Below are 14,421 nucleotides of genomic sequence, written 5' to 3'. Positions count from 1 at the left end.
TCGAGATGCCATGTCTCTGTTTATCTATTCGTCAATTAGTTAAGCAGGACGTGGTCGTTTTAAAATGAGTGATAAAAACTCAAATACCACGCCACAAAACGAGAAATTCCCTCACGAAAATCAATTTTAGGCAAATAACCAAGCTCATTTTGTAAACGGCACGTATCAGCATGAGTTGATAAAACATCTCCATCCTGCATCGGTAAAAATTCTTTAATGGCTTCTTTACCCGTTGCCTGTTCAATGGCTTGAATATAATCCAATAAATTGACTGGTTTACCGCAACCGATGTTATATATTTTGTAGGGCACATCACTATCTGCTGCATCTGGCTTTGCTGCTAGCCAGTTGGGATTGGCTGCCGCAGGTTTATCGATTGCCAATGATACGCCAGCAATAATATCATCAATATAGGTAAAATCTCGTTGCATCTGACCGTGGTTATAAACTTTTATTGCCTTGCCAGCCAGAATATCTCGGGTGAAAGAAAAGAAAGCCATATCTGGTCTGCCCCAGGGACCATAAACGGTAAAAAAACGCAACCCCGTTGTCGGCAAATGGTAGAGATGCGAATAAGAATGGGCTATAAGTTCATTTGCTTTTTTAGTTGCAGCATAAATAGTTAATGGATGATTGACCGCATCGCTTTCGCTGAAAGGCTGAGTAGTATTTGCACCATACACAGAGCTTGTTGACGCATAAACCAAATGCTCGATCTGATGATGCCGGCAAGCTTCCACAATGTTAGTAAAACCGATTACATTTGACTGCACATAGGCATGAGGGTTGGTTAACGAATAACGCACTCCAGCTTGCGCAGCTAGATTCACAACCCGTTGTGGCTTATGGCTGATAAAAATCTCATTTACTCTTTGTGCATCACAAATATCAGCATGGTAAAATTGAAAATTAGGATAAGATTGCAATTGCTCCAGTCGAGCTTGTTTGAGACGCACATCGTAATAATCGTTAAGATTATCGATACCAATAACAGAATCACCTTGTTCTAAACGAAGTTTAGCTAAATGAAAACCTATAAAGCCAGCCGCACCTGTGATTAATAACCGCATTCTTACTTCCTTTTTAAAAACTACGTCGGAAGTATAATCGCTCTCATACTATCTGCAAATCTGAACACCTCTTTTTTCCTATACCTCGGTCAATAACCTTCTGCTCCCGATCCAGTAAATCATCTTACTATTTAAACTTCTTCGACACGAGAAAGGTTTGAGTTCCTGATAACTATTACAAAATTGTTTTCACCACCCCCTCACAACTTTAACTTGATTGGGTATACTAACGATCATTTCATTATCAGAGCATTTTGATGAACTCATTACAAAGCATTATCGAGCAGGGATTCGAGGAACGGCATGAATTATCTCCCACAACCGCATCAAAAGAATTAATGGCTGCAGTGGATAAGGTCCTTTCTGAGCTTGACAAGGGAAATTATCGGGTTGCCGAAAAAACTGATGGTGAGTGGATTGTTCACCAATGGCTTAAAAAAGCCGTTTTATTATCGTTTAAACTTTACCCCAATGAAATTATTGATGGGGGTTTCTGTCAGTTTTATGATAAAGTCCCCCTTAAATTTGCTGATTATAGCACGGCAGAATTCAGCCAAACCGGTGTACGTGTGGTACCTCACGCCATGATAAGACGTGGTGCTTTTATTGGTAAGAATACGGTGCTGATGCCTTCTTATGTCAATATAGGCGCTTATATCGATGAAGGCGTTATGGTTGATACCTGGGCAACAGTAGGTTCATGCGCCCAAATCGGTAAAAACGTACATCTCTCAGGGGGTGCAGGCATAGGCGGTGTTTTAGAGCCGTTGCAGGCTAATCCTACTATTATTGAAGATAATTGTTTCATTGGTGCTCGCTCAGAAGTTGTAGAAGGGGTTATTGTTGAGCGAGATTCAGTCTTATCGATGGGAGTTTTCTTGGGTCAAAGCACCAAAATATACAACCGCCTGACTGGCACGGTAAGTTATGGTCGTATACCAGCAGGTTCCGTTGTTGTCTCTGGCAGCATGCCTAGTGACGATGGGTCTCATAGTCTCTATTGTGCCGTCATTGTCAAACAGGTTGATGAAAAAACCCGAGCTAAAGTCAGCATCAATGAGTTATTGAGAGATATAAGATAATGAATGACATTCAAGCTCTGCTTGCCAAACTTGTCAGTTTTGCATCAGTAACACCCTTTGATGCTGGTTGCCAAGACTACATGATGGATTTTTTGAAACAACATGGATTTGAATGCCAGCGTTTTGATAGCCCCCCTGTCGCTAATTTTTTTGCCCGTCTTGGCTCCAAGGCTCCATTACTTATATTTGCCGGTCATACTGACGTGGTACCCGTGGGCGAACAAAGCAAATGGGAAACAGATCCCTTTACCCTGCAAGAAAAAAATGGCCTGCTTTATGGCCGTGGCACTGCCGACATGAAGGGTAGTCTTGCAACAATGATGGTTATGGCCACAGAATTTGTACAAAAAAATCCTCATTTCAACGGTAGCCTTGGATTTTTAATTACTAGTGGTGAAGAAGGAGATGATTTTGCTCATGGCACTCCTTATGTTATGACGGAATTGAAAAAACTGGGTATTCATCCTGATTTCTGCGTTATTGGTGAACCCTCAAGCAGTGAGCAGGTTGCCGACGTCATTAAAATTGGTCGCCGTGGTTCCCTTACCGGCAAATTGGTTCTGCAGGGAAAACAGGGACATGTTGCTTACCCTCATTTGGCAGTAAACCCTATCCATACCTTAAGCCCCGCCCTAGCCGAATTAACTACTATGCAATGGGATGAAGGTAATCAGCATTTCCCCCCTACTTCCTTACAAATTACTTCTATTCACGCTGGTGGACAGGCGAACAATATTATTCCAGGTGAGTTGGTGATGCATTTTAATTTTCGCTTTTCAACAGAGCAAACTGCCGCCACTTTGAAAGCAGCTGTCAGTGCCTGCTTTAAACGGCATGAACTTAACCCAATCATTGAATGGCAATTAAATGGCGAACCTTTTTTAACTTCACAAGGTAAATTGTTGGAAAGTAGCCTAAAAGCCATAAAAAAGATTACTGATAGACAGCCTGAATTGTCAACGAGTGGAGGTACCTCAGACGGCCGCTTTATTGCGCCTTATGGGGTGGAGGTAATTGAGTTGGGTCCTGTCAATGCCACAATTCATCAAGTTAATGAATGTGTTTCTCTCGAGGACTTAGAAACACTTAAGAAAATTTATTATTCAATCTGCGAGCAGCTTTTAATTGTTAATAAGTAAAAATAAGTAAAGCTTAGCCCCTAATGGACTTACTTAAGGAAAACTGCCGTCATTACGAACGCAGTGAAACCCAGACGTAAGTACCATTAAGCTTGGCCCCGGAGGTATCACCTCTGTTTCAATAAAAGGAATTATTATGAAGTTTCATAAGTTACTGACTCTTATTACGGTACTACTTTTCCCGATGCTTTCTCTTGCAGAAAAGCCAGGGTTTATTATTAAAGCCATTACAAAAACACCAAAATTCATTATCGATAAACAAATAATTCAAACAAAATACATGGTGTTAAATAATACCGCCTCCCCTCTCATTCATAATCGCTTAGTCCCTTTCTCTTCAGGGATACAACAGATTACTACTGGAAAAGGAACTTGCCAAAGTACATTTGACTTGGACCCTGGGGCCAGTTGTACGCTCATTCTTGAAATAAACGCAGCAACTATGAAAAATAATACCATTCAAGGGGGGCCCAAAGTTTGTCAAACATCTGCTCAATCAACTCATTGCTCTGTTATCTCTTCCCAAGATGAGATTTCTATTAGAAGAAATGAGGATATTGAAGCCATCTTAAATAAACCTCTCTACAAAAATTCCACTTGGGGACTACAGGTTATTGAGCAAGAAACCGGTGATTTATTAATCAATTTAAGACCCCATGATAATTTTTATATCGGTTCCATTCGTAAACTTTTTTCAATTGGCGAGTTACTCAACCAATTAGGTGCGGATTATAAATTTCATACGCCTGTTAACTATCAAGGAACCATAGACAGCAAAGGCGTATTAACTGGAAATCTGATTCTTGTCGCATCAGGTGATTTAACAATGGGCGGACGTACTCTACCTAATGATACGATTGCTCTTTCCAATTTTGATCATAATGAAGCGAACTCTCTTGGAAATGCCATTCTTACCAGCCCAGATCCACTGGCTGGTTATAAAAAATTGGCTAAACAGGTTTATGATTTTGGAATACGGCGAATTAATGGGAATGTTATCATTGACGATAGACTTTTCACCCCTTTCAATTTCCGCAATGAATTTAATGTTAGCGCGATTTTTGTCAATGATGACGTTGTTGATGTCACAATAAATCCCGGCTCTGTTGGTAATTTTGCTTCCGTTAATTGGAGACCAGTATCAGAAGCCTTTACTATTCTGTCTGATCTTAAAACGACAGCGGCTGGCACCCAGGAAACTTACAAACTCAGTCCGCAATTCCCTGCATGTATAGGCAAAAAACCTTGCGAAGGCCAGATTAACGGCAATATCCCGGTTAATTTTTTACCTCCTTTGACCGAAAAATTGCCTCTTGTGCAAACATTTAGGATAGTTGAACCAGGCAATTATGCCCGTACTGTTTTTATTGAAGCCCTGAAACAAGCCGGTATTACTGTTAATGCACCTGTAGTGGGCATCAATCCGACTCCTGCAAGTGGTACTTACATACCAATCACTTCGCTGATCTCATTACCCTATTCTGAATACGCCAAATTCATTCTTAAAGTAAGTTATAATATCGGTGCAGATACAAGTTTAGTTCTCTTTGGGCTTACTCAAAATGTAAAGAATATGGCTGATGCGTTATTAGTTGAAAAAAGTCTCTTAACGTCCCAATACCATCTTCCTGCTAAGGAATTTTATTTTATTGATGGTAGTGGTGGTGGACAAACAACTGCGACTAACTTTGTGGTCACAAAATGGTTACAAATAATGAGTACACTTCCTGTTTTTCAAGCCTATTTTGACGCACTACCTATTCTTGGCATTGATGGATCGCTAGCAACTGTGACTGAATTTCAAAAAAATCCATCTCTAAAAGGCGCTACTGGGAAAGTACGCGCAAAAACTGGAACCTATGCAGAGGGCACTTCTCAGGGATTAATGCTAAAAGGCCAAGGGTTTGCTGGCTATATAACAACTAAAAGTGGGAGAAAACTTATTTATCAACTCGTGGTAAATAATGTTCCCCTACAAACTGTTGATGAGATATTAAACGTCTTTGAGGATGAAGGTACCCTATCAGCCATACTCTGGCGGGACCTCTAGGAGCTGTTGCCTTTTCTACCATCTTGACCTAGAGGCGTTACTTTCCTGCGCTTCGCAGATCATTTACTCTCATATGAACATGCTGCGATGCGCCAATGCAGTAGAGTTTCTTATTACCAAATATAAGGGATGAGACGATAAGGTACTTGCTTCATATAAGCACCATACCCTTCCAACTCTTTTTGTAGTATTTGCTCCTCCAGATAAGCCCTGTAAGCAAGCAAAACAGATAATAAGAACGAAAAAATTAACCCATACCATGAACCAAGCAATAAAGGTGTGCCAAAAAAGTAAAAAACTGCTCCCGTATACATCGGATGACGTACATATGCATAAGGACCTGTACTGATCACTACTTGTTTGCGCTCTTTCTGAATTTTGACTACAGGTGCCGCAAACGTGTTTGCGCGAAACGTTAAATAATTAAAATACATGGAGATAGCAATACCCAGTGCCCCCATAATCTGGAGCATAAATGGTACATAAGAGCAGTGAAACCGGACTGCATCAAGGGGAATAAATGGCAGCCTAATCATCATAAGGCTAAAGAGAGTAATCATCAAAATCTTATCCCACCACGGCTGATCTGCTTGAATAATAAAAGAGAGACGCTCTTTTAAAAGAGCCGGATCATGTTTAGCGAGCCAAAGACCGATCATTAATCCTAATAAGTTGTTTTCTATAAGAAAAATCCATGCCGCCCCCCATTGCAGAGTGCCGGCGGGAACGAAAAGTAACAATCCCATGGTGATTAACCACAAAAAGGTTTGTATTAACAATTGTCTAACACATCAGCTTCCTCAAAAATTTACACTAACAGGACTTACGAAAAACGTCGAGGTCAAGGCAAAAATTTGATTTTAATGGGAGTGTTTAACCTGACTAACTCAGCGAATTAAAATCATCGTAATTTATCATCAGTCCTGGTTAGATAAGTAATAAAACGTTTAGCGATTTTGAGGGATTGGAAAAGACCTTGGTGGCAACGCCCACCAAGGAGAATAAATTTATTGCGGAAATCAGACTGAGCCCACTACATTAATTTGATCTGCGCCCGGCATAATGATTTCTTTATCTTGCCTAACCTTATCATCAACAACTTTGGCAACACAGGAATCAGACCAAACATTCAGTGCAGTCTCCAACATGTCGATTAAACTGTAGAAGGGTAAAATAATGCCCATTAAAGTAATCGGCACATTCATACTTGCAAGTAAGCTGGCACTAAGGAAAAAGCATCCCATTGGTACACCGGCATTACCAATAGCTGCTATCGTTGCAATAACCACCCATAAAGCCATCATGGCTAAAGAAACCTCTATCCCATGATTTTGCATCAGATAAATGACAGTAGTGAAAATAAACGCAGCACAGCCATTCATATTCAGACTCGTGCAAAGTGGTAATACAAAACGACTTACTTCTGGTTTAACATGCAAATTTTTCTCAGCAGTTTCCATTGTCACTGGTAAAGTACCAACGGACGATTTAGAAAAGAAAGCGACCGACAAGGCAGGTAACATCCCTTTAAAGGCAGCAAAAGGTTTAATGCCCTGTGATTTTAGCCACAAAGGTAGAATCACAAATCCTTGAACCAAATTGGCAAGTACTATTATCAACAGATATTCGCCAATTCCTTTAATCGCCATACCATCCCGTAATTGCACGACAGTCGTAGTAATAAATCCATAAAGGCCTAAAGGAATAATGGTAATGACCCAATTGGTTATCACCATAAAAAGCCCGTGCGCACCTCGGAAAAATTGCGTAATCGTTTGTCTGGCCTCAGGCTCAGGAATAAATCGAATTGCGACCCCAATCACAATCCCGATTAATAAAACACCCATCACCTGATGCTCTAGGAAGGGCGAAAAAATAGTCGCAGGAATCAAATTGGCAATATGTTGGAAATAACCAAGTTGATTAGTTGTTTGCGGCTCACTGACAGTCTGTTTAATAACACCAACCATGCTAGGATGAATGAGCAGATATAACAAGCAACTCACCGCCGCAGCAATGAGCGTAGTACCCAAGGTGTAGCACATTGCACGTCGCCAAATAGTACGCATAACACCGTCAGCACGATAATTTGACAGCGTAACAATAATAGACAAAGCAATAATTGGTAAGCTGATGCATTTAAAAATTTTTATAAATACATCGGCAATAAACAAACCAAAGGTTTTAAGCAAAGAAATGTCGGAGTATCCACTGGCAATACCAAGAAGAATCATGACAGTGTATAAAAAAGGTGTACTAAGCCATCTTTTTTTCTGGGAATGTTGGGCACACATGAAAAAATACCTTATAAAATAATTAATTAAAGATTTACTAACTTAGAAAGAGGATTAGCAACAACAACAGCAAGGCAGGACTGAAGAGAAGAAGAGGGTCGTAATAGTCGAATAAGCTAAGTTAGTGTCTTTCATAATCACCAGCAAATGTATTTTTTATGAACAATGAGAGCATATTTTAACATAAATTACTGCAAGGTCAAGCACATTGTACGTCAGAGGTCTTCTCCAAGGCCAACTGCAATCGTTTTAAACGAGAGATGCGTTGATAAGCTTGTTCTATACGACTTCGCTCTATAGCATCTGAAAAGACCAAATGCTCAATTCTATCGATAACTTCAGTTGCTGTAATTTCTCCCAACTGATTAGCAAAAATTACCATATCTGCTCCAGCATTAATAGTTAAACGCAACGCATCATCCACAGAATAATGTTTACTAATTGCATGCATTTGCAAATCATCACTGATTATCACACCATCAAATCCCAATTCTTGGCGAAGCAAACCAGTTAAAATAGCTTGCGACAAGGTGGCAGGTAAACCACTGCCATCCAACTGGCGATTAATCACATGAGCCGTCATCACCATAGCTGGTAACGAAGGACTTTCTCTTAACAAGAGGTTATAAGGTTCAATCTCCCTATCTTGAAAAGTTGTCGTTACATCAACAAAACCATGATGAGTATCGCCAACAGCGCTTCCATGACCAGGAAAGTGTTTATAGCAACAGCTAATACCCTGTTTAGAAAACACGTCTACAAATTGCCTGGCAATATGTGCAACGCGCTTGGGATCAGCAGAAAAACTACGGCCTAATTTGCCGATAATTCCTTGATTTTCATCCAAATTAAGATCAACAACAGGAGCAAAATTTAAATTAAATCCCAGCATTTTCAAGGTTTCAGCCATTTTGCCGGCTTCAATTTGTAACAACTCATCGGACAACTGCGCCAACTCATGAGGACTCTTTGTCGGCATACAATCTTTAATATGACGCAGTCTATCGACAGCGCCACCTTCATAATCCAAAGCAACGAAAAGAGGAAGCCCTTCTTTCCCAGCAGATATGTTGGCGTAATGATTCAGTTGCTGAGTTAATCGCTTAATTTGTGCGATATCCACTAAATTTTTGCCGGGTTGTTGTTTGGCCAAATCAAAGTCAAATAACAATACCCCACCTAAACCATCGGTGCTTAACCATTCTTTAACGGGATTAAGGTCGTCAATTGCTGTACCTGAAAAACCCATAATAAGCATTTGCCCGATTTGATGTCTTAAAGTCACCAAGTTACGCCCCTAGTTATTTTTATTTCCATCGAATAAAGCATAATACACAAAGGGCAGTGCTTGTGCCAATAGCCCTAGCTGGCTGGCTGCGGTGGCACCAGAGGAATACTGCCAAAATCACATTTGCAATTACCCGTTGCATCAGGAGGAAATGGAACAGCGGCAAAAGCAGCAGGATAACAAACAGGAATATCCCAGGCAGTATCACCTGGTTTCGGCGTTGCAGGTAGAGACCAATAACGAATAGCCATATAAACTTTCCCTACCTCGCTTTGCCAAAATGCGGGTTGAAAGGTTGCCTGATAAATTAACTTCTGGCCCGGCTGGCAAGTAAAAGGTTGTCTCGTCCAAGACTGTCCTTTAGGAACTTCAACCGTAGTGATAGGCTGGTTATTACTTGCATCCATTACGATTACCTTGACATCATAATTGGTCCAACAACTATCTTTAGCCAGGGTAAGGAAACAAGGAAAAGCCATGCTTTGTGCAGAAAATCCTAGTCCACAAAGCAGAAGAAGCAAACGACCAGTCATGTTTTTTCCTTTTTATAGCCAGAAATCCTTACTCCTAAGTATAAACATTTATTTGTATTTTGCATGTTCAAATTGCTGCATGCTGACCTCAAACGTTACTAGGTGTGCTGGAATAGGGATTATACTCTTGAGACTCTCTAGTTTGCTGGCTATCTAATCCATCAGTACTTATCATCTCAGCCCCCTCTATTTTGCTCTTTTCAGTACTTTCCGTCTTTGTCTTCGGGCCACTTTCTGGAGTGAAAAAGAAACTCTGGGATCTATTTCCTCTCACTTCTTTTGGCAGTTGTGGGTATAGTCTATCCACACTAGTCAATAATACCATCATTGCTGGACCGTCCAATTTGCCTTCAGGTATGGTGATATCAGTATGTTTTTTTAAAGGGTTAATTTGTTGATCATTTTTGACTTTAATATCCTTCTCAAAAAACCTAATAGGGGTTCTACTGTAGTTGCGGTTGGTTTGATGGTCTTTAAATAATTAGCCAAGCAGGTATCCCCCTCAGCACTCACAAATACCTTAACATCAAAAAGAGCACGTAAAGATTCATCGGCAAATAAATAATTTCCACTCACAATGACTATCCCTGGTTGAGAAGAAATGGCCTCTTTTAAACGCGCATAATCAATGGGTCTATTCTTGTTATATTCTACTGGTATTAGCTTGGTAACCTCGTCATCTTTTTGATCATCATCGTTTGTTAATACTAAGAAATTAGATTCATCGATGATTGTCACTTCTATTTTTTCAGCAATCTTATCAGCAAATTGCTGTGAAAATTTTTTGATTGATGAACCTATCGGCCCAGTAATTGCAAAAACGCGCATATTTAACCCTCAATGATTATTTTTTCCGCATTCTACTGGTAGTTCATTGAAAAATATAGTCATCATAGACTTTCTTGATTTCCTTGGTAGATGAGTATATCCTTTCGCGCTTGGAGAGATGGCCGAGCGGTTGAAGGCGCACGCCTGGAAAGTGTGTATACGGCAACGTATCGAGGGTTCGAATCCCTCTCTCTCCGCCAAGCACAGACTGCCCCTCACTTCCTTTCCGCGAATTTCTTTTATGAACAATGAGTTAATTGATTTTTTTAAAAGCGCTGAAGATTATTTTTTCAGAGCAATCAGCAAAGAATGCATCGAGTTTCCTGACCAGGCAGTCATTTATCTTACTGGTGTAGAAGCAGAAAGCCTTAATCTTCTTATCTGTAAAGAAAATATCAGCGACAGTAAAACAATTTTCACAAAATCTGCCCAGATTTTTATAAGCCAAGCGTTACCCTGGACAATTGCTATGTGTAAGCGGTCTTTTAATGAAAGTTTGCAAAATAGCATCGAAACAATTGGCTTTGAATATCGCGAAAAAGGGGTAGCCATGTTCGCCGAATTACAGCAAAGTCTCAAATTACCCCCAGCGCCAGATTTATTAATTAAAGAGGCCGATGAAAATCTGACTGATTGGATGTTGCCCTTAGTAGAAGCATTTGAATCGACCTATAATATTTGTACTCAATACAAAGAGGCTCATAAGAACGCCTTGCTTAAGGGAGCAAAGCTTGCTCACTTTTGTCTCTATGAAAACGACAAACCTGTATCAACATTAACCCTCTCCAAAAATAAAAATCTTGTACGGATTGATGACGTAGGTACTTTGCCCGCGCATCAACGAAAAGGCTATGCCAGCTATCTAATCAGTTACGCTTTGGAACAAGCAAGACTTTCCGGCGCCAAATTTTGTTTTCTGGAAGCCTCTGAAGCAGGCTTATCGGTTTACGAAAAACTTGGTTTCCAACCCTTATTTAAAAGACAATATATGGGGGAAAAGGGGAATAAAATTCTGTCTTAACTATATAATTTGAAGCGAATAGCTATTACGCTGTTTACAGGGGTCGCAATAGCTATCCCCTGAGTTAAAAGCGATAGCAGTGCTCATCCGCATCTGCTGGATTGTTGTTTTCCAGATCCACTATGTCTCCATACCCATGCTGTACATCTATTGTAGATTCAGATCTCGCTGCATCAAGTACCGCATAAGTTTCTTCACGTTGCTCATGAGTTGGATTATACAATCTGGTGTTTGCAACCTTAAAAAAAGTTCCTGCAGCAGAAAAAAATGAATTCGTTGTGACATATTCATTGCTTGCTGCACGCAAAGTATAGAGTAGCGAAGCTGTGAAGGAAGGCGCTTCTCCTATTGCGTCATAAATAATTTTTCTCGTGTTATCATCACAAGTTTGAACGACTCTTTCAAAATCACTTGCGGCTTCTATACGCTCTGCTGTTGACTTGCTTGAATCATGCATTTCTCTATGCAAAGTTATCAGTCTGTCGTATAAATCAGTTCGCATTTACATCTCCCATTACAAATTAAAAATCTATTGCTCATTTTGTTTTAAAAAATTACAAACGGATGTTATCGATTGCTCTAAAAGAAGTCAAACAAATTAATTTCTTTTAGGCATGACAGAACCAAACCTCTTATTAAGCCTGGCGAGGCAGCAGAGAATAAAAAATTGTCGCCAATTGCCTAAAATAGGCTGTATCAAGACCATCTTCCAAATTCCATATCCAGGAAAGAATGGTTTGTACAAAACACCATTTGTATATCCGCTGTCTATCCAACTCAAGCAAGGCAGCCATCATCTCAATACGATTTTGTAAAATAGCTAATGCTTTTTCAGAATCAAGTAACGCTGGCATTGGATTGCGAATAAACGTTGTCACTTCATAAGCTTGTTCACCCAGGACACCTTTGGGATCGATAAGTAACCAATCTTCCCCATGGGCAAGGATATTGTCGTGATGAAGATCGCCATGAAGTAATCTGGTTTCATTTCTGGTCTTAAGAAGCGATTCTTTTAGCCCACTAGCTTTTTTTAGATAAACAGCGGGAATCTCCCACTCTTTATCCAAGGGCGCAAGCCATTCATCGATTGAAGGAAAAACCCCCTCTTGTGGACATGGCGCCTGATGCAATTTTTCCATAGCTTTACAAGCAATTCTAATAGCCTCCCCTTCCCTCTTCGGCCAGTAATTTTTTAATGAATTACCTGGAACCGCACATTCAAGCAGCAAGGCATCATCCATTTGATCTAACAAGGCAACAACGCCAAATCCTGCAAAGGCCTTTAACGCTTTCGCCTCTATATTTAAGGTTTTATTATCCGGATTTAGCTTTAAAACGACTGCCTTTTCATTTTGCAAACCACTAAGCACATAATTGTAAGAATGATTGCCCAGTGATTTTAGCGCGCTAATCTGCCAAAATTCTTCCTTCCTTTCTATGATTTCAGGTAAATTCTCAAGCCACTGCTTTCCTTTCGCCCCATACATGCTAATGATGTTCTGTACAAATAGTTTGTCCATTTCACTTCTCAACAGGCCTATTCTTCCATTTTCAGATCTGTTACTATGCAGAAATTATAAAGTTTATGCAACAGGACGCCCAATAACATGAATATTATTTCTCAATAAAGTTTTAAATACCCAGAAACATGGTTTTCTGGATTTGCTTTAAATATTGAGAGTACTATCATGCATAAACCCCTTCGTATAAACAGACTTACTCTGTCTTTCCCTCAAAAAACCTGCTTTCAAGATTTCACCACTACCATACACCATGGTTCGCGCATCGCTATCATGGGCCAAAATGGCAGTGGCAAATCTTCTTTACTCAACCTGTTGTCAGGAGAAATAGATTCTTACGAAGGCGAGGTAAAACATCCCGATGATCTTGTTTTAGCGTATGTTCCCCAAATTGTTACTGACTACCACTCCCAACTCAGCGGCGGCCAAGCTTTTAACAGGGCGCTAACTAAAGCCTTAAGCAACTCCCCCAACCTGCTATTGCTGGATGAACCAACAAATCATCTGGATAAGATCAATCGTCGGGCTCTTTTTAAATTGCTAGATAATTATAGAGAAACCTTGATCATTGTTTCACATGATCCGCAATTACTACGCCAAACTGCCGATACCTTATGGCACATAGATAATGGCCGAATTCACATTTTCACAGGTAATTATGATGATTATTGCCGTGAATTGGCAATTCAACATCAATCAATTTCACAAGCCATTTCACAGCTTGAACTAAAACAAAAAAAAACGCATCACAAGCTTATGAAAGAACAAGAACGTGCCAAAAAACGTAAAATTTATGGTGAAAATAAATACAATGGTGATAAATTAGCCTTGCGTAGTGCTCAAGGGCGCGGACAGGCTACTGCCAATAAGAATAAAAAAAGCATTGTGGCTGAAAAAAAAACGTTACTTAATCAACTCGCTCAACTCAAACGTCCAGAAGTTATTAAACCACAATTCATTCTTCGAGCAGGCCAAATAAATTCACGCTCTTTATTATCGATTCGAAATGGTGCCGTCGGTTATGATAATCCAATTATTCAGGCGATTAATTTTTCACTTCAAGGCAATGAGCGAATTGCGATAGCAGGAGCAAATGGCAGTGGTAAAACAACTTTCATTAAAGCGATTCTACAGGCCAACGTTAGGAAATCAGGCGATTGGCATACACCAAGGCTGGAAGATATAGGTTATATTGATCAATATTATGCTACCCTCTCTGATCACAATACTGCTTTTATAACGATTCAAGCGTTAAAATTAAATTGGACTACCCAAGAAATCAGAGAGCACTTAAACCGTTTTCTGTTTCGTAAAAATGAAGAAATCAATACGCTGGTTTGCGATTTATCTGGTGGTGAGAAAGCAAGATTATGCTTGGCTCAAATTGCTGCCTCTCCTCCAAAACTTCTTGTTTTGGATGAGTTATGTAATAACCTTGATTTAACAACAAGAGGACATATCATACAAATATTAAAAGAATTTCCAGCAGCAATACTAGCTATCTCTCATGATGAAGATTTTTTGTCCGCCATAGGGATAGACCGTTTTTATCAGATAGAAAATGGCCTTATGTGGCCACTAAACAATTTATAAGGA

At 39.9% G+C, this 14,421-nt stretch carries 13 protein-coding genes and 1 tRNA gene; 6 read left to right on the top strand and 8 right to left on the bottom strand.

Going from position 1 to position 14,421, the window contains the following annotated elements; all coding sequences use genetic code 11:
* Nucleotides 1–59: 59 nt before the first annotated feature.
* A complete protein-coding gene (locus tag Lfee_RS00935; protein WP_058443403.1) occupies nucleotides 60–1,070 on the bottom strand; it encodes an NAD-dependent epimerase in 1,011 nt (336 codons plus the stop codon).
* A gap of 257 nt (nucleotides 1,071–1,327) precedes the next feature.
* Here Lfee_RS00935 and dapD point away from each other — a divergent pair, with 257 nt between their 5' ends.
* The 3 genes from dapD (at nucleotide 1,328) to Lfee_RS00920 (ending at nucleotide 5,341) form a co-directional block, all read left to right on the top strand.
* Nucleotides 1,328–2,152, top strand: a complete 825-nt coding sequence (gene dapD, locus Lfee_RS00930) for a 2,3,4,5-tetrahydropyridine-2,6-dicarboxylate N-succinyltransferase (RefSeq protein ID WP_058443402.1) — start codon at nucleotides 1,328–1,330, stop codon at nucleotides 2,150–2,152.
* Nucleotides 2,152–3,291 carry a succinyl-diaminopimelate desuccinylase gene (dapE, locus tag Lfee_RS00925; RefSeq protein ID WP_058443401.1) on the top strand — a complete coding sequence of 380 codons (1,140 nt, stop codon included), beginning with the start codon at nucleotides 2,152–2,154 and terminating at the stop codon, nucleotides 3,289–3,291. The genes dapD and dapE overlap by 1 nt, the downstream gene beginning before the upstream one ends.
* Before the next feature lie 136 nt (nucleotides 3,292–3,427).
* Nucleotides 3,428–5,341 carry a D-alanyl-D-alanine carboxypeptidase/D-alanyl-D-alanine-endopeptidase gene (locus Lfee_RS00920; RefSeq protein WP_238584840.1) on the top strand — a complete coding sequence of 638 codons (1,914 nt, stop codon included), beginning with the start codon at nucleotides 3,428–3,430 and terminating at the stop codon, nucleotides 5,339–5,341.
* A gap of 113 nt (nucleotides 5,342–5,454) precedes the next feature.
* Here the strand turns inward: Lfee_RS00920 and Lfee_RS00915 are convergent, their stop codons facing one another.
* From Lfee_RS00915 to Lfee_RS00890, 5 genes are all read right to left on the bottom strand, one after another.
* Nucleotides 5,455–6,087, bottom strand: a complete 633-nt coding sequence (locus tag Lfee_RS00915; protein ID WP_058443400.1) for a methyltransferase family protein — start codon at nucleotides 6,085–6,087, stop codon at nucleotides 5,455–5,457.
* Between the two features lie 273 nt (nucleotides 6,088–6,360).
* Nucleotides 6,361–7,635 (bottom strand): dicarboxylate/amino acid:cation symporter, encoded by a 1,275-nt coding sequence (locus tag Lfee_RS00910; protein WP_058443399.1) that lies wholly within the window; start codon nucleotides 7,633–7,635, stop codon nucleotides 6,361–6,363.
* A 199-nt stretch (nucleotides 7,636–7,834) separates the two neighbouring features.
* Complete coding sequence (locus tag Lfee_RS00905; protein WP_058443398.1) at nucleotides 7,835–8,923, bottom strand: glycoside hydrolase family 3 N-terminal domain-containing protein; 1,089 nt, start codon at nucleotides 8,921–8,923, stop codon at nucleotides 7,835–7,837.
* Between the two features lie 74 nt (nucleotides 8,924–8,997).
* Entirely contained in the window at nucleotides 8,998–9,456 is a 459-nt protein-coding gene (locus tag Lfee_RS00900; RefSeq protein ID WP_058443397.1) for a hypothetical protein, read from the bottom strand.
* 378 nt (nucleotides 9,457–9,834) lie between these two features.
* Nucleotides 9,835–10,284: a nucleoside/nucleotide kinase family protein gene (locus Lfee_RS00890; RefSeq protein WP_058443395.1), complete on the bottom strand. Its 450-nt coding sequence runs from the start codon at nucleotides 10,282–10,284 to the stop codon at nucleotides 9,835–9,837.
* A gap of 112 nt (nucleotides 10,285–10,396) precedes the next feature.
* On the opposite strand from Lfee_RS00890, the gene Lfee_RS00885 reads away from it, so the two are divergent.
* Nucleotides 10,397–10,484 (top strand) — tRNA-Ser (locus tag Lfee_RS00885).
* Between the two features lie 41 nt (nucleotides 10,485–10,525).
* Complete coding sequence (locus Lfee_RS00880; RefSeq protein WP_058443394.1) at nucleotides 10,526–11,305, top strand: GNAT family N-acetyltransferase; 780 nt, start codon at nucleotides 10,526–10,528, stop codon at nucleotides 11,303–11,305.
* A gap of 64 nt (nucleotides 11,306–11,369) precedes the next feature.
* Here Lfee_RS00880 and Lfee_RS00875 read toward each other — a convergent pair whose 3' ends face one another.
* A complete protein-coding gene (locus Lfee_RS00875) occupies nucleotides 11,370–11,807 on the bottom strand; it encodes a hypothetical protein (RefSeq protein ID WP_058443393.1) in 438 nt (145 codons plus the stop codon).
* A 133-nt stretch (nucleotides 11,808–11,940) separates the two neighbouring features.
* Nucleotides 11,941–12,825, bottom strand: coding sequence for an aminoglycoside phosphotransferase family protein (locus Lfee_RS00870; RefSeq protein ID WP_058443392.1), 885 nt, complete (start codon nucleotides 12,823–12,825; stop codon nucleotides 11,941–11,943).
* Nucleotides 12,826–12,993: 168 nt separating this feature from the next.
* Here Lfee_RS00870 and Lfee_RS00865 point away from each other — a divergent pair, with 168 nt between their 5' ends.
* A complete protein-coding gene (locus Lfee_RS00865) occupies nucleotides 12,994–14,418 on the top strand; it encodes an ATP-binding cassette domain-containing protein (RefSeq protein WP_082646530.1) in 1,425 nt (474 codons plus the stop codon).
* The last annotated feature ends 3 nt before the right edge of the window (nucleotides 14,419–14,421 follow it).

It is taken from the genome of Legionella feeleii (genome assembly GCF_001467625.1).
Classification (GTDB): Bacteria; Pseudomonadota; Gammaproteobacteria; order Legionellales; family Legionellaceae; genus Tatlockia; species Tatlockia feeleii.
This window is presented reverse-complemented; position numbering and strand designations above follow the sequence as displayed.